The following is a 17,954-nucleotide window of genomic DNA, read 5'->3' as shown; positions in this document are numbered from 1 at the left end:
ATACCCAATACAGATGCGATAGTTAATATCCATAGTTAATACTAAAAAGGCAGTTTGCTATGAAGTTTTTCATCCTATTTGTTTGTTTAACTTGCACAAGCTTTCATAGCCACGCAAAAGAACTAATTCTTTTCAACTGGCAAGAGTATCTATCAGAGAAAGTCATTCAGCAATGGCAAGAACAAACAGGTGTTATCTTAAAACAGGTGTATTACGACAGTGATGAAATGCGTGATGAGGTATTAGCTACACAAAGCTCAGAACAGTATGATCTAGTTATTATTGATAGTACCTCAGCCCAGCTATTTGGCAAAAACAATAAACTTCTGCCAATTACTAGTACAGAAGTAAAAAACATCAGCAATACAGAAAGGCGTTGGTTACGAAGTTGTGGTAATTTTGGCGTTCCTTACTTCTGGGGAACAACAGGCATTGCTTACCGTGCTGATAAAGTTAAATCTCCCCCCACTTCCTGGCAAGATTTACTTGCCCCTTCTCCCGAATTAGCAGGTCATATTGGAATGCTTGAAGATTATACTGACACCCTAATCCCAGCTTTAAGAGCAAGCGGCCTCCCTATTTATAGCGAAAATGTAGATCACCTAAAGGCTGCTTATACTTTGTTAAAGCAACAACTCCCAAAGGTTCTGACTTATGACTATGTAATCAGTTATATTAGTGCCAAACCTGATGATGATGAGTTATTTATGGCGCTTGCCTATAGCGGTGATGAATACACTCTCAATGATATTGTTGGAAAAGAAGTATGGAAGTTTGCTGTACCTAAAGAAGGCACTTCATTATGGGTGGACTGTATCGCTGTACTTGCTAGTAGCAAAAACAAACAAGATGCTTTGGCTTTTATTAATTTTCTGAATAAGCCTGACATTGCTGCACTCAATGCTAATGACACAGGCAGTGCCACAGCCAATAAAGCAGCTATGCCATTAATAGATGAAGAACTTAAAAATGATAAAAGCCTATACCCAAGTGTTGAAATACTAGATAAAAGTGAGCCATACCGAATTATATCAGATAAAAGCATGACTCAACGCAATCGGATTATGCGAGCATTAAGCAAAGACCATGAGACTAAATAAACGCGTAAAATCGCTTATATTACCTGTCTTAATTTTTAGTTATTTAATAACTTTTTTGGGTATTTATCAGATTCAAAAGCAGTCTATCATCCACTTTCAGTCAAGTGAAGCCAAGCTACAACTTAATCAATTAGTTGCCAATTTAAATCTTTATTTAAGTTTTGCAGATACATACTTTCCTGCGTTAGTTCGTAGCGCAGAACTACAGAATTTTTTAAAAATTGAAGATAAACGCTTTAAAGCATTAGCTATTGAAGGTAACTTAGAGGCTGCAATTAAAGAGTTAGATGATGTTAGCATAGGTTATCTATCCTTATCTATTTTATCACCTGATAATCAGGTTGAGTTTTATTATGAAAACAGTGATGATCCTTTCAGTGAAATTGATCCTAGAATACCTGAAATTGTAAAAAAAAGGCGAGAAACCTTTACACCTAGCGCTAGAACACTAATTAAACACAATGGTTCAATTAGACTCGTTTATGTTCGATTTATTGACCGTTATACCTTACGTCAACCACTGATGAAAGACTGGTCCAAAGCCGTTGCAGTGGTAATGGCCTTTGATATCAAAGGCTTTGATCAACTAAGACAAACGCTGAAGCAAACGACAGGTAGAATTTCAGAGTTATATGCAGAGAACCAGCCTCTTCCTGTATCAGGTGCAATGATTCAAGTCTCACATGCTATCCCCAATTTAGGTTCAATTTACTTAGAAGTCGATAATAAGTTCATCCAAGAGCTGTTGAATGAACTTTACTTAAGAATTTCTGTTTCATTTATTTTGTTGACATTATGCTCTTATATTGTACTCAATAATCTAATTAAACGATATATAACTGGTCCCATCCAAAATTTAGAGCATGAAATTACTGAAGTACTAGAAGGTCATAAACAACAGCCTCTTCCCTATAAAAGTGATGATGAAGTAGGTAGCTTAAGCCGTGTATTTGCTAAATTATATAGCCAGTTACACGGTGCTTACGAAGTCACTAAAGAAATGGCTGAAAAAGATGCTCTCACTAAACTTTATAATCGTAGAATGTTTACTCGCTGTCTAGAAAGAGTATTACATCGAGCAGAGCACAATAATCAAAAGGTCGGTTTATTATATGTGGACCTAGATAATTTTAAATTTGTTAATGATAAATATGGTCATGAAACCGGCGATATTTTACTAAAAGCCTTTGCTACAAGATTACAAGATACCGTACGCACAACCGATATCGTACTAAAATTTTATGATCATGATTTAGCTCGCTTGGCTGGAGATGAATTTGCTGTATTGCTGCATGAGTTTAATAAAGATGCAGTATTATATAAAGTCGCTGAGCGTATTCTGAGTTTATTCGACAATGGCTTTACTTGTGAAGTTGGCCACTTCCCCATCTCTGCTAGTATTGGTATAGCTATTTACCCCAATGATGGTGCAAACCCAACAGAGCTTATTTCCAATTCAGACGCTGCTATGTACCAAGCTAAACATGCGGGGAAAAATCAATATGCTTTTTATTCTCAAGAGCTCGCCTCTCAGGCCCGCCGGGATAAAGAAATTGAAACAGAGTTAAAGAAGAAAAATTTTTCTGAATTTGAAGTTTACTATATGCCCATTATCGATACTAAAAAAAATCGCGTAGCAGGGGTTGAAGCTTTACTAAGATGGCATTCCAAAGCATTAGGCTTTGTTTCACCAGCAGAGTTTATCCCTATTGCAGAAAGCAGGGGATACTTTGAAGCTATCGATTTATGGGTTATACAACAAGTAATTCATGATTCTAAAACCTTATTGGAACTATTCGGAAACCATTTAAAACTTTCTATTAATATATCTTCAGCTCAACTTAGCTCTCAGCTATTTAGCGAACAAATTGCTAAATTATTTAATCAAACTGATCTTACATCTGTTGTTTTTCAATTAGAAATCACTGAAACGTTCGAAATTCAGGATTTAACAAAAGTTGAAAATAATTTACATGATTTAAAAAAATTAGGCTTATCTTTGGCCATTGATGATTTTGGCTCAGGTTATACCTCTTTGGTTCAGCTATTAAACTACCCAATCGATACTATTAAAATCGATAAATCATTAGTGGATATGATGGTGGATACTCGCCGTTGTGCGATGGTCATTGCACTTATTAAGTATTGTAAACAACAGGGTTTTCAAGTAACGGCTGAAGGCATTGAAAGAGAAGAGCAGGCTTCTATTCTTATTGAGGCTGGCTGCGATTACTTGCAAGGTTTTTATTATGCGAAACCAGAGCCATTATCCGCACATATTGAAAAAGCTAATAGCCAGCCAATTATTAAAAAATCCAGTTAAAGAATACCTTTAAATAAACTTGGCATAGGAGGGTATCCCCTCAGACTCACTAACTGGTTTAAACTGAGTTAACGTATAGTTTTCAAATAGACTTTGACCAAACTTCATCTCTGATAAAAGCTCTTTTGCTGAAAATGCCGTAAATCGATGGGGGTTTGGCATAATCACCGGGGTTAGCTGTTGTTGCAACAACAATTTATTAGCAACCAAAACACCAATTGTTCTGATATTACCATCGATAAAAGGTTTTGCCCTGGCCAACTCCTGGCAGCAGCGAGCAATGGCCGCTAATTTATCGTTTTCAGTTCGAGAAAAACTTTGTGCCTGATTGTAATCAGTTAATATATCGGCTGTCAGTTCCGTACATTGGGCAGCGGTTCTAGGCTTAATCTGTAAGTTAATTTGCTGAGCATCTTCATAACTTAAAGAGCCATCCTTTAATATCACTCCTAACACTTCAAACCAGGGCTCCAGCTGATAGCCCTTAATTAATTCAATTAGCCCAGTTTCAGAAGCGTTGACTTGTTTATCTATTAATGGATCTCCTGCCATCAGGCTTTTGGTAACTGCTTGTTGATCCTGGTAACCAGTTGGTAAGGTAATTTCTGGTAGTCCATATTGCTCCTGGATCAGCTGTTCCTGCATCGTTTTACCGACAGGTAATACGCCTGCTACAGCCTTACTCTGTAGTTTTTCCAATAATGTGGTATCTAATGGCTGTTCCACTGTAGAGAGCATATGGCTGAAGCCATAAAACATGGCGGCTAAATAACCAGCCTCATCTTCAAAACCATATTCACCTCTTAGCTCCTGTTGGCTATGATCAGTCATTAACCGCCAGGCCTGCTGCTTATCAAATGCCTGAAGCGCCTTATGATTGTTCATTGCTTTATGCAATATAGGCTCTGCTTCCAGCTTACGGTAAATACCTATAAGAATCGTCAGTAGTTTATCTTTTAGCCCTTTAAACTCAGGATTAATTTTATCGTTATCAAGAATTGCTTGCTTAAGCTTTGCTGCTACATCTATCGCAGCCAGCCCAGCTGAAGCACTTTTCTGCTTAAACTCGATAGCTTTTACCAGTGCGCTGGTTAGCTCTTGATGAGAAGACTGATCTGACAGCTGTTTCGCTATAAGATTGCTAATCGCCTTATAAGACGGGTTAGTCGCAAGTTTGCTACTTCCAGTTAATGCTGTTGAATTATTTAAAACACCACTGATCATTTATAAGCACCACGATCAATTATAAGCCTGGCAATGCCACACCAATATAATATGAATATAACATTGCATTGTATAACAATTTCAGCTTTTATATATGAACAATCGCTCACTTTAAAGACCAGTATAATTCAGACATTCCCGTTCTTTCATCCATTCGTTTTATATTGCGCTCATTTGCTTGAAAAAATGTATTCTCATCCTTTTGTACCAACCAAGTAAAGATTTTAAGCATCTCTTCTAGTTCGTATCAGCCATTGATAGTAATATCTGCCAGCAACGCTCTCCAGGCAAATATCAACAAGCCCTTTACTATCTAATGGTTTTATATTGTGGCAATTTCCAACAACATATTCCTTACCTTCATAACGAAAGTTAAAAATACCCATTTCACTTTAAACAAAAAATTGGCTGTATTGTTTAGCATTATCCTGATTATGTTTTGCAGCATCTTCAGCTATATTGCCTATGAAGAAATTAACACCAGTGCCCATCAACAGGCTGAGGCATTCGGCGAAACGATTAGTAAGCAAACAGCCAATATGGCTGGTGAGCTACTGATGACTAACGACCGAATAAGCTTAAATGTCCTGCTAAGTGATCTGGTAGAAAATCCCTATATATACAGTGCCAGTATTTACAGCACCAAAAACCAGCTGTTAGCTTCAGCTACCACCAAGTCTAAAAAACAACAGTTGGCTACCAAAAAAACTTATACAGCTCCAGTACACCACCAAGAAGTGTTTGTTGGTTTAGTCAGAATAAAACTTAATGACTTTTACATCAGCAAGCCAGCAAAAGATGCAACCACTATGGTTGTTTTTACCAGCATCATGTTACTAATCTGCGGCTTACTGTTGTTTATTCAGCAAACAAACAGGCTAAGCCTGGATTTACGAAAGCTCACTGCTATTATTCAGCGAAAAGATAAAAGCGCTATTTACCAGCTAAAAAATACAACGCGTAACGATGAGTTAGGCCTGCTTGCTCGCTCTATACCAAGCCTGTTACCGCCCGATACAGCACCTGTTGTTGAAGTGCCCAGCCACATTCTTAACCATTCTGCAACGATTTGTATACAATTTTCAAATATTGATACGCTTAAGCAGTGCTTAACGAGTGAGCTGTTTAATCAAATGCTTAATCAGCAGTTGAACTATATTGAAACACTTGCCAACCAACATAGTGGCCATATTAACTACTCAACAGAAGGCAATGTTTTTATCAGCTTCCTGCAAAATCAGGTTGAAGACTTCTTTTTCAAAGCAATTCAAACAGCAATTGATATTCTCAATTACCAACCTAGTGACCAACAAACCAATAAAATAACCATGGGCCTAGGAATTAGCATCGACAACCAACCACGTAAACATCCCACACTGAGTAAACACCCAGCGTTACAAGCTAGTGCTGCTTGTGAAGCTAAGCAAATTGCCTGCCTGGCAACTGACGAACTGTTCATCCATGAAGCTACTCTAGAAATTTTTAATGACAGTCGAGTTCAAACAGAATCCGTTTTGGAACTCCCTAATATTAAACGCGTTACAGCTATTGAGTTTGATGACAATGATGAGCAACAAAGCCAAGTTGGCTAGAAAGATAACAAGTCAGTTCTTCCCCTCAGGGAAGAACTGACTTGTTTTATTCTCCTTCAGCCTCTATCACTTCCACACCATCAACCTTCTGGAAGCCTCTCGGTAGTTTGCTACCACGACGCCCCCGCTCGCCAACATAATGCTCAATATCTCCGGGCTTAAGCACCAGCTTACGACGACCAGAGTACACCATTAAGCTATCTGCTCTACCCAACACCTGTAGGCTGACAACATATTCTTCCCGTTCTGCAGCTCGTGCGGCTGGGATATTAATAATTTTATTTCCCTTCCCTCTTGCCATCATAGGTAAATCAGCCACAGCAAAAACCAGCAGGCGACCTTCATTCGTAAATACCGCCAAGTCTTGCTCTTCTATATCTCGTACAACTGATGGCGTTAAAACCTCTGCTCCTTTTGGCAAAGTTAATACAGCTTTACCGGTTTTATTTTTAGTTAACAAGTCAGATGCTTTGGTAACAAAACCGTAACCAGCATCTGATGCCAATAACAACAGGGTATTTTCATCACCATTAAACATGCCTTTAAAGCTAGCACCAGAAGGTACAGATAAACGCCCAGTTAGTGGTTCTCCCTGCCCCCTGGCTGATGGTAGTGTATGTGTGGCAACCGTATAAGAACGACCAGTGGAATCTATAAATAAAGTAGGTTCATTACTTTTACTCCGCACTGAAAACATATAGTCGTCACCCGATTTATAGTTCAGTACAGTTGGGTCAACCTCATGGCCTTTTGCTGCTCTTACCCAGCCTTTCTTAGATAGAACAATAGTGACCGGGTCTGAAGATAATAAGTCCGCCTCAGTTAATGCTTTTGCCTCTTCGCGAGCGACCAATGGCGAACGACGATCATCACCGTATTGTTTAGCATCAGCTTGCAACTCTTTTTTAATTAACGTCTTCAGCCGCGCTGGTGAGTTAAGGGTTTTTTCCAGCTTGTCTCGCTCTTTGCTTAGCTCGTCCTGTTCACCTCGAATTTTCATTTCTTCCAGCTTGGCTAACCGGCGCAGTTTTAACTCTAAAATGGCTTCTGCTTGGTCATCAGATAAACCAAAACGCTCCATTAATGCCGCTTTCGGATGATCTTCAGTACGAATAATCTCAATGACTTCATCAATATTGAGATAGGCAATTAACAAACCTTCTAACAAATGAATTCGTCGATTAACTTTATCTAAACGATACTGAAGCCGTTTAGTCACAGTATCCCGACGGAAACCAAGCCACTCATTTAAAATAACATCTAACGACTTAACCTGTGGGCGACCATCCACCCCTATCATATTCAGGTTCACTCGATAGGTACGCTCTAAATCCGTTGTGGCAAATAAATGCGCCATCAGCTGTTCAATATCTACCCGATTAGAGCGAGGCACTATCACCAGCCGGGTTGGGTTTTCATGGTCAGACTCATCCCGTAAATCCGCTACCATCGGTAACTTTTTCTTTTGCATCTGATCTGCAATTTGCTCAAGCACCTTGGCACCAGAAACCTGATGAGGCAGTGCTGTAATTACTACATCACCATTTTCAGTATGGTAAATACCCCTCATTCGCAAGCTACCACGACCCGTTTGGTACATTTTTAAAATATCTTGCTTGGGGGTAATGAGTTCTGCCTCAGTAGGAAAATCTGGCGCTGGAATATATTCCAATAACTCAGGTAAGGCAGCCTTAGGGTTATCTAAAAGATACACACAAGCATTTACCACTTCTCGTAGGTTATGAGGAGGGATATCGGTTGCCATCCCTACCGCAATACCAGTACCACCGTTTAAAAGCACAGTGGGCACGCGGGCAGGTAACATCATTGGTTCATCTAACGAACCATCAAAGTTCGGCTGCCAATCAACTGTACCTTGCCCTAGTTCAGACAGTAAAAGCTCTGAAAAGCCCGATAACCGTGACTCGGTATAACGCATCGCCGCGAAAGATTTTGGATCATCTGCCGAGCCCCAGTTGCCCTGCCCATCAACCAATGGGTAACGATAAGAAAAGGACTGTGCCATCAGCACCATAGCTTCATAACAAGCACTGTCGCCATGTGGATGATATTTACCCAATACGTCACCCACCGTACGAGCAGATTTCTTATACTTAGCTGTATTTTTCAAGCCAAGTTCGCTCATGGCATACACAATGCGTCGTTGAACGGGCTTTAAACCATCACCAATATGCGGCAAAGCACGATCTAAAATCACATACATTGAATAGTTCAAGTATGCACTTTCTGTGTACTGGTGTAGCGACTGGCGCTCAACCCCATCATCGCCAATCACGATGTCATTCATAAAAGATTACCTACTTTGCTTGCTAACTTTCTAAACTTTCAAACTATCTAAGCCTAAACTTTCAAACTATCTAAGCTTTCCAGTTATCTAAAACTGTATATCAGACAGTCTTAACGTCAAAAGATTATGGTCATAGTATGCATACCCAATAGTAAAGGGTAAAGCTACGACTTTTGGATAAGATATATCACCTATAGTGGTGTTTATTTGAGCAGATGGCGAGCTATCAAGAAATAACCAAAGCAATAATAACTCAACAGTATCATTGAGATGCTTAAAACAGCAGTTGACCGATGTGTGTGCTCCATTTGATGGGGCTGCAATTTGAAAAAGACCATTGTGTAGTTCATGACTTTAACAGATACCGACCCTTATCTCTCAAATTTTTCTGGTGGTTTCACGATTAGCTACAAAACCGATCAGCAATATCAGCAGTTTTAAAGTTCATTTTTCATATTCGACCATTTTTTATTCTGATGAGCTATAGAGGTAGCTTAATACCTTTAACAACCGATTTACCAACAAACACAAAACACCAACACATCACAATAAATAAGACATTAAAATTATTTAATCTTAAACCATTACTAAAAAACTAAATAAATGAAATTATCTAAGCTATTATTCACTAGCGTTGTAGTTTTAGGGCCAACCTCAAGTGCTTACGCTGAAACCACACAGGTGTTTTGTGGAAAGCTTGATGGTAGTGAATGGCACTGGTTACAGGATCCAAATAAGCCATTAATACCAGTTGGTAGAGCTGGACTCTCATATGCTCCTTTAATTGTTTCAGGAGCTTGGGGGTCAACCATTCTACCTTTAGGAGAGTGGGGTTCATTCAATGTAAACATTTTTAGTATTAGCGAAGCAGACTACTTATCAATAAAAAATAAGTGTAGTTCTGGCTATGCTGTTCAACCGGCTAACAATGTTTTTAGCGCCTGGAGTTTGTTCAAAGTCAATAAAGCCAATGGTCAGTTTTTTATTGCTCCAGGTTATGTTGAAAAGAATAGAGTTTTAGCGAGAGATTATAGTTTTGGGCTCAGCGATATCCGCCTAAAACAAGATATTCAACCTTTGCAAGAGAGTTTAGATAAAGTCAGTCGTGTTAGTGGCTATAGCTATTCATGGCGACCAGACAGTGTTCAGGGACAATTAGCTGGCCAAACAGAATACGGCGTTATTGCCCAAGAAGTACAAGCTGAATTCCCAGAACTAGTAAAGCAAGATGACCAAGGTTACTTGCGTGTTGATTATCGCGGCTTGGTTCCAGTTCTTTTGGAATCTATCAAAGAACTAAATACACGAATTGAAGCCTTAGAAGCAAGACAGTAGTTACCCTAGCCGAATGGACTCTATTTTTTGGGGTAAAAACTGGTATTGGCCTAACGATAAAGAATTTTTTTAAAATGTAGAAGATCGTTTGAAGCTTGATAAGTGGGTACTGGATGGTAACTACCCCCGTAGCACACCAGTAAAATGGAAAGCGGTGGATACCATTATTTGGATAGACTACAGCTTTCCTAGAACCTTATACCAAGCTATAACGCGTGCTCTTAACAGATCCCTTACCAAACAAGAGCTATGGCCTGGCACAGGCAATAGAGAAAGCTTTGGTAAACTTTTCTCAAAAGATTCCATAGTCCTTTGGACCATAAAAACCTACTATAAAAATAAAGCTAAATATTCACAGTTAGCTGCGGATGAAGCCTACAAACATATAAAGTTTGTTCGGTTAAAAAATCCACGGGAGTGTCAGGGGTATTTGGATCCGCCTACCATATAGACCAAACAGGTGTTCTAAGTATTTTCAACTTATAACACCCCTAACAAAAAATCACAATACTCAAATTTAATCTACTAAATTGCATGATCTCCTTTGATTCTATAATTAACATCGTTTACTTCCTTTTCAATCCAATCTTTAATTAGCTTTTCCCTTTTTTCTTTTGGAGCAAGAATCCACTCCATTTCAACTGTCATTCTATGTTTACCTGAATTTTCTTTATTCTCTTGTAATCTTTTTATAGCTTCATCTATTTTGTCTTGATCCATTTGAATCCATGGTACACCAGAAAAATAATTCCAGGGTCGTGGTACTTGTAATCGAGTAGGAGTACTAAAAAAACTTGAGCCTTCGCCATCCTCGGATATATCTTGAATATTTACACCTGAAAGATCAGGGGTTTGAATGTTGGTAATTGTAAAGAAAAAGCTTCCATAATGAGATCTATCAGCTTTATCTCTATCCTCATTTGGGTTGAGAATACCATCTTTGCCTAGTTTAACCCTTTCTCTATTAGCAAAATCAGTTTTACCAAATGGCCGAAGAGAGTTTATTTTCTTACCAGTAGGTGCGGTATAACTAAATTTATGATGGCAGGCGAATACATGGCGTTCGTTAAGAAAATCAAAAAGCCCTGTTTGTCCTGACATTGCTTCTTTTTGATCTTTAGTACCCGTAGCCAATAGTCTAGTGATCTCACTAAAACGTTCTGGGTCATAGGGTATTTCAGAGTCTGTCCAGTTTAAATCTCCATCAAAATGACCCAGATAGTGTAGTCTTTCACCAATAACAGGACCTAAAATCATAGGGTTTCTTGAAGCTTCAGCTAACTGAAATGAGATAGGTATTCTTGTCCAGCTTTTTTTCTGCTGCTCGGCTCTATCTGCTTGGTATTCATAAGAGCCATCAGCAGATTTTGAATGTTTAATTTCTAAGTAGCCATTCTTGGTTAATTTATCACAAGCCACCAATAGCACAACTTCTACCGATGTACTCCAATCGAAATCTGGAATCCTTACGCGTGTGCCATTAAAAATTAAAGGTTGGCCTCTTACTTTATATTCATTCATACCAGGGATATCATCATCACCAACAAAGGAATCATGCAACATAAAGTAGGGGTTATTCTTTCCTATTTTAAATAAAGCAACACAAGTAATATTCCCATCAAATAAAGGTGGATACTCAAATTTATAAGATGATGATGTTAAAAATTTCTTATGAAGAAAAAGTTTTTCTAAGTAAACATCTCCATATTTTTTATTAACATCAATAGATACCTTATAATCATCTATCCTATCTTCACCTGTCTTTAGCCTTGTCAGCCAATGATACAAGTCACGTTTATAAATAGATATATGATATAAAGAAGTACTTTGGTTTGCGACTTCAATGGTAAATTCATAATTCATATCACCTAGAATACCAAGCTGGTATTGTTTGTATACATCCTCATCCAAGAATAGGTGACGTGCCGCTTTAGCTATTGGAGATGAATCATTAACAAAATAACGCTCCATTTTCTGAAAGTTACCTGTCATGGGTTTGGTGCCAAACACAACATTATTACCAAGCTGGTAATAAGGCATTATAATTGCGCCTTTTTTTCCTGCTAGAAATTTTTCATTATCAAGCAGCACATCTTCATTTAGTGTCTTTAAAAAACCATCATAAATAGGACCATCAGCAGACCAAATACCATCAACTCTTTTTAGCTGTAACTTAAATGGAACAGCTAATGCTTCCTTGATATCTTGTCGATCTTTCATTACCACTATAATCCTGATCTGATCAAGTGGTGAAATAGATATCAGATCACCATCTTTATCTCTATTTTTGTATAGTTTTTGCCATTCAGTTTTATTATTAGAGCCGTAAGGTCGCCAATAAACATTAGCATACTCGTAGTCTTCAGGGGTGATTTCAGATAAGTCGGTCCTGAAGGTTTTAGCAAATGTCCAAGTATCTTCAGCACTAAAATAATGTACTGGAAATACCCGCTGAAATTCCGCACGAACCGAGCCATCAACATCATTAAAGGCGCTATTAAAAAAACCACGCATGGATACTAACGGCCGATGAAAAAATTCTTTTGTTCCTCCCCAAGCATCAGACACCTCATGAGCAACCCAACTATCCCATGTTCTTTCACCCTTCTCTTCTCTCTCTCTAAGCTCATATTCAGCAACTCCCTGCATCCAAAACTCATCCAAGGATACTGGAAAATCTAAGTCCATAGGGTAGAGCCAGTTGTCGTTCATAATGTATTTATTTATATATAAATCGACTTTCAGCTTTTTAAGTTCCTGAATATAGCCTTCTTGACTATCCGATTCTATAGCCGCTCTTTTAAGCAGCCCCACTAATCCTTGGATAGCCTCAAAGCGCAAGCGATACTGAATATCAAGAAAATATTTTGCGATTCTTAAGCTATCTCGTGAAAGCTCTTCCCCTTTCTCAGGATTTTGTTTCACATTATGTTTTATGATTTCCTGCTTTTTATAATAAAACTTTTCAATTGACTCTTTTAGCAAAAGTTGATTTGCATACGATGTTTCTTCAACTGCATAAATACTGGCATATTTGTCTAGTTTGGATGAAAAATAACCTTCCTGACATAACCGATCAGCCATATCTTGAGCAGGGCCAAATAAAGTAGTAGCTTTATCTGCAACCTTGCCAGCCAGTTGGATCACGGTTATTGCATTGACGACGACAAACCCAATTGGAGTGAAGGAAGCAGCAACCATTACTAAATCGATACAAGTCGATACAAACTTACCTAACTCCTCATTAACTTTTTTGTCATACTTTATACTTTGTAAAATAGCCGCATGTATTTTCTGACTACCCTGTCTAAATGTATGATAAATAGGAATACGCTCACTATTATAAAATCGAGCTACAGCTTCTACACGACGACTAAGTACCTTATTCTCTTCTCCTTGTTTGTCGCGAATTGGTAAAGTTTCACCATAACCAATAATATGTAATTTATCAGCAGGTACACCGTATTCAATTAATTTGGCCTTTACATTCGCAACTCGTCGCTCAGAGAGCTTTTGATTATATTCAAATTCACCTTCAGTACTGGCATAGCCTTTCAAAGTAACAACTGTATCAGCAGAGCATTGATGCATTACGGCCTTTGCGAAGGCATGTATTGAACCTAACTGAGATTTACCATTAATTTGATAAATCTCATCTTTATCTTGTGGAAAGACAACATTCAGTTTGACCTCCTGAGTGCCTACTAAAGCTAATTGACCAGACAAAAAAGACTCATCCTTTAAAATTGCCTTATAGTCTTTTTGAGTTAAGATATTTTTTTCAACATAATTAGCGGTACAAGAACTTAAGTCATTTAAAGTTTGGGTTATTTTATGGTAATGCTCATTAATAGCATGTAGTTGATTAACTGCTTGACTACGGTTCTTGCTAGCATGATGTATAGCTTTTCCTGTAGACCATAAGTCACCTGTTTTATTTATTACATCCAGCACTGCTGCTGCTTTTATAATACCACCAGTTGTATGTCCCAGTAGTTTTACATGCAGTCTTGATAGCCCCATTCGACGCATTCTGCGGTATGCAGCTCGGTTACTGGTAAAACCTGCCTCATTTATCCAGCGATTTTGTAAAACCGTTGAGGTTAATGTACCATTACGCCATTCTTGCACTGATTTAAATAAAGCCGGGCCTTTACTGATCAAGTCATTAATATCTAAAATAGCTTCCATTGCCTTAAAAGTTGCTGAATTCTCAGGTATTGGTGCAAACTCTTTTAATGCGGTAAGGGTGGCCATACCATAACTCCACCGGTCACCAGCAGTAGCAAAGCCACCTACAGTATCATAAATGGTTTTGCCTACTTTTGTTGCATGTACTGCTGAGTCTAATCCTGTTAATACTTTTTTGGCAATATTGCTAGGTACCCGTCCATGAACATCTTCTTTATCTGCCCACATGGCGTGGCGTAAAATATGACCAAATATTTCAGGGCATTGCTGCACCATTACTTCTTCTAACGCAACTGGGTCACCATTAACAATGGAAATATCACCCACAGGAGTATTAATATCAAAGTCCAGATAGGCTAATAAATTATACTTATTATTGCCATCTATTTTATGTTGTTCACTCCCGGCAATAGTAGGGTGCCATTGACCTTTGGAAGCATAGTCAGTTCTTGATAAATCAATTTCAAACTGATATAACCCAGCTTTAAGGTCAGCCTTTGATTTAAACTGAGCAGTTAGATAAATAGGATCATTAGGGTCTGCTGATAACCTCACGGGGAAGAATTCAATATCTTTTTTGCTACTTCTAGCTTGGTTTTTTGTAAGATGCTTGGGCCAAGCTTTAACAGTAGCTCTTTCAAAGCGTTGGTCAGAAAAAAGTACGACTACCCCCCTAAATCTAGGAAATACAAAACCATAGACTTCACCCGTACGATGATTTTTGGCCAACTCTTTACGCCAAACCCGATATTCAGCACGCTGTTCTTTACTTCTTGTTAATAACCCTTGATTATCATCGTTCAATTGCTCCTCTGCTGGTAATGTAAAAATATCTTGTTCCTTGACATTTCTCTTGGTAACTTTATTACCCGTGATGCCGCTGTCTTTTAATACATTATTGATTGCTTTTGCCCAATTAGGCCCAGCCGCCGCCATAGCATAATTCAGCAATGCCTGGGGTGGGGTAAAAAATTCAATCGATTCGAACAACAGTTCGTCAGCATCACGTACTAAATGAAAGTTTTGCCCTTCACCTACCGTTAGCATCAAGTCGGTATTGTCGATATCTTTCTTGGTATACTTGGCATTATCCTGCTTACCATCTAATGTTGCTTTAACTGACTGTGGGGTGACAGTTGCCCACTTAATAACGCCATTTTCGGAGCTAACTAAGGGAGCCCATATGTCACCACCTGAGCTGTTTTCTCCAGCAGTTGTACTTTCATTTTGCTCTTTAGAATTATTTTTCTGTTTTTCTTGTAGTACCTTCGGTAGCTTAACATTAGCTATATGGCTTGGTACTTTGGCAAAAATGAGTTGATTTGGCAAAGGCTCATAACTACCTGTTGGTTCTCCTTGTTCATCAACCTCTACCGTCATAAAATACAAGAGCTGTTTATCTTTCGCAGAACCTGATTGACTAGCCATTTTCGCTCCTATCATTTACTTCCTGCTTGTAAGTTATATAGGGTGGCATCATTGAGTTTTAATGAAAAAGGTATTACTGGTTTTTTCTGTCTATATGGTGTTGTATCTAAGTCTCTTGCATCAAATTCTTTGTATCTAAAGTCATAAAATACTGGTTTTTCATTATCAATAAATGCTACAAATGAAGGGCGACCTTGTTCGCCAATATCATAGATTTGATCTAGGCTTGTATCAATTATAATATTTCCACCTTTAGCACTACCCTTTAGTGCAAACACAAAACGACCATTTGGACTAAATTTAACAAACATACCAATTCTTCTTTTTTTATACAGTTCAGGAAAAAAATTTTTCTTATAAGTCGGCTCTTTACCATCTTTTTTAAATTTATAAATAGTGCCTCCATAACTTACACCAATAAAGTCATCATTTGGGCCATAAATCTTAAATGCCATGTAAGGTTCTTCGTTTTGATATTTTTCTATTGTTTTACCTGTTTCAATATCATATTCACGAATTGTGGTCCCCCAACGATAAAGCAGCTTTTTGCTATCATGTGTGAAGTTCAAATACATCTCTTGACGGGACTCTTTTTCTACTGTCACTGCCGTATCATTTTTTAAGTCAATTAACATTATGGGATCATAGGCAAAGCGTTTACCTGTCATCATTAATGCTAAATAACGATTGTTTGGGCTGCGCACAGGGCGTGCAGTAGCAATAACTCCCTCTTCAAACTGATTTAAATACTCTTTAGATGCCACTCGACGTAGATCAGTACCATCTTTTTTAATACTCCATACTTCTTTGGCAAGGCTATCCAAGTCTTGTCGTCTCATGGTGAACTGAATACGAGGCTGATCAAATTGCCTAGGGTCATCTAAGTCTTCTTCCAACACCAAGAAATCATAAGGTGGTGTAGGTGGTCCCATTTTAGCATTTTGGGTTTTAGCCTCAGGGGTATCTAATGCACTGATAGTTTTATATTCTGGCTCACTGTTACAAGCCACTATCAGTAACAATGTATAAATTGTGACGAGATTTTTGAATATATTCATTATATTAATCTACTAATGTCAGTTTATTCAGATTAAGTCTAGCGATCACCTGCGGAAGCATAGCTATGTTCTCATCTTACCTCTTGTGCTTTAGAATCATCTTTCTGTTTTTCTTTTAGTGCTTTCGGTAGCTTAACATCGGCTATATGGCTTGGTACTTTGGCAAAAATGAGTTGGTTTGGCAAAGGTTCATACTTACCGGTTGGTTCTCCTTGTTCATCAACCTCTACCGTCATAAAATACAAAAGCTGTTTGTCTTTTGCGGAACCTGATTGACTAGCCACTTTAAAACTCCTTTTACTTATTACTCAAATTCAGATTATATAAAAAAGCATCTTTTAACTTCATAATTAGCGGAATCTCAGGTTTAACCTTACTATACGAAATATTATTGATACGACTTGCATCAAATTTTTTATAGTTGAAGTCATAATAAACAGGCTCTTCAGTAGCCATAAATGCAACTACTGACGGTCTATTTCTTTCTCCAGTTTCATATGCTTTATCGTTGATTGTATCAACTAACAAGTTACCAATAGCACCACTGCTTTTCGTTGAAAAAACAAATCGTCCATTTAAGCTAAACCTTACAACTTCTAGTATTCTAGACTTAGATTTTTTTGGGTAAAAATTTTTCTTATAAGTCGGCTCTTTACCATCTTTTTTAAATTTATAAATCGTACCTAGATAGCTAATACCAATAAAATCATCACTTGGGCCATAAATCTTAAATGCCATGTAAGGTTCTTCATTTTGATATTTTTCTATTGTTTTGCCTGTTTCAATATCATATTCACGAATTGTGGTACCCCAACGATAAAGCAGCTTTTTGCTATCATGTGTGAAGTTCAAATACATCTCTTGACGGGACTCTTTTTCTACTGTCACTGCCGTATCGTTTTTTAAGTCAATTAACATTATAGGATCATAGGCAAACCGCTTTCCTGTCATCATTAATGCTAAATAACGGTTGTTTGGGCTGCGCACGGGGCGTGCAGTAGCAATAACTCCCTCTTCAAACTGATTTAAATACTCTTTAGATGCCACTCGACGTAGATCAGTACCATCTTTTTTAATACTCCATACTTCTTTGGCGAGGCTATCCAAGTCTTGTCGTCTCATGGTGAACTGAATACGAGGCTGATCAAATTGCCTAGGATCATCTAAGTCTTCTTCCAACACCAAGAAATCATAAGGCGGTGTAGGTGGTCCCATTTTAGCATTTTGGGTTTTAGCCTCAGGGGTATCTAATGCACTGATAGTTTTATATTCTGGCTGTTCTTGGTTATCAGTCGAATCTGAAGGTTGACAGGCTATTAGGGAGAGTGCTGTTACAACAATAAAAAAGTAATGATTAAGTTTTTTCATCTTCTTACAATGCATTTTCATCTAACG

At 38.0% G+C, this 17,954-nt stretch carries 11 protein-coding genes; 5 read left to right on the top strand and 6 right to left on the bottom strand.

The genetic code is table 11. The annotated features are described in order from the left end of the window. Positions 1–59: 59 nt before the first annotated feature. Entirely contained in the window at positions 60–1,100 is a 1,041-nt protein-coding gene (locus OQE68_RS15695) for a polyamine ABC transporter substrate-binding protein (RefSeq protein WP_180568678.1), read from the top strand. Next, positions 1,087–3,423: a putative bifunctional diguanylate cyclase/phosphodiesterase gene (locus tag OQE68_RS15690; RefSeq protein WP_180568679.1), complete on the top strand. Its 2,337-nt coding sequence runs from the start codon at positions 1,087–1,089 to the stop codon at positions 3,421–3,423. The genes OQE68_RS15695 and OQE68_RS15690 overlap by 14 nt, the downstream gene beginning before the upstream one ends. Before the next feature lie 9 nt (positions 3,424–3,432). Here OQE68_RS15690 and OQE68_RS15685 read toward each other — a convergent pair whose 3' ends face one another. Further along, positions 3,433–4,647 carry a hypothetical protein gene (locus OQE68_RS15685; protein WP_180568680.1) on the bottom strand — a complete coding sequence of 405 codons (1,215 nt, stop codon included), beginning with the start codon at positions 4,645–4,647 and terminating at the stop codon, positions 3,433–3,435. Between the two features lie 329 nt (positions 4,648–4,976). Here OQE68_RS15685 and OQE68_RS15680 point away from each other — a divergent pair, with 329 nt between their 5' ends. After that, entirely contained in the window at positions 4,977–6,239 is a 1,263-nt protein-coding gene (locus OQE68_RS15680) for an AhpA/YtjB family protein (protein WP_266195690.1), read from the top strand. A gap of 46 nt (positions 6,240–6,285) precedes the next feature. Here the strand turns inward: OQE68_RS15680 and parC are convergent, their stop codons facing one another. Next, a complete protein-coding gene (parC, locus tag OQE68_RS15675; protein ID WP_180568682.1) occupies positions 6,286–8,547 on the bottom strand; it encodes a DNA topoisomerase IV subunit A in 2,262 nt (753 codons plus the stop codon). A gap of 603 nt (positions 8,548–9,150) precedes the next feature. Between parC and OQE68_RS15670 the strand changes: the two genes are divergently transcribed. Both OQE68_RS15670 and OQE68_RS15665 read left to right on the top strand, forming a co-directional pair. Further along, the gene (locus OQE68_RS15670) at positions 9,151–9,882 is read left to right on the top strand and encodes a tail fiber domain-containing protein (protein ID WP_180568683.1); all 732 of its coding nucleotides are present in this window, start codon (positions 9,151–9,153) and stop codon (positions 9,880–9,882) included. 88 nt (positions 9,883–9,970) lie between these two features. Beyond that, positions 9,971–10,333, top strand: coding sequence for a P-loop NTPase family protein (locus OQE68_RS15665; RefSeq protein ID WP_180568684.1), 363 nt, complete (start codon positions 9,971–9,973; stop codon positions 10,331–10,333). 74 nt (positions 10,334–10,407) lie between these two features. Here the strand turns inward: OQE68_RS15665 and OQE68_RS15660 are convergent, their stop codons facing one another. From OQE68_RS15660 to OQE68_RS15645, 4 genes are all read right to left on the bottom strand, one after another. Further along, a complete protein-coding gene (locus tag OQE68_RS15660; RefSeq protein WP_180568685.1) occupies positions 10,408–15,501 on the bottom strand; it encodes an OmpA family protein in 5,094 nt (1,697 codons plus the stop codon). 11 nt (positions 15,502–15,512) lie between these two features. Next, on the bottom strand, positions 15,513–16,559 hold the full coding sequence (locus tag OQE68_RS15655) for a WD40 repeat domain-containing protein (RefSeq protein WP_266195689.1): 1,047 nt from the start codon (positions 16,557–16,559) through the stop codon (positions 15,513–15,515). Between the two features lie 71 nt (positions 16,560–16,630). Beyond that, positions 16,631–16,843, bottom strand: coding sequence for a hypothetical protein (locus OQE68_RS15650; protein ID WP_180568687.1), 213 nt, complete (start codon positions 16,841–16,843; stop codon positions 16,631–16,633). Positions 16,844–16,856: 13 nt separating this feature from the next. Further along, positions 16,857–17,927: a hypothetical protein gene (locus OQE68_RS15645; protein ID WP_180568688.1), complete on the bottom strand. Its 1,071-nt coding sequence runs from the start codon at positions 17,925–17,927 to the stop codon at positions 16,857–16,859. Between the last annotated feature and the right edge of the window lie 27 nt (positions 17,928–17,954).

The organism is Spartinivicinus marinus (genome assembly GCF_026309355.1).
GTDB lineage: Bacteria > Pseudomonadota > Gammaproteobacteria > Pseudomonadales > Zooshikellaceae > Spartinivicinus > Spartinivicinus marinus.
This window is presented reverse-complemented; position numbering and strand designations above follow the sequence as displayed.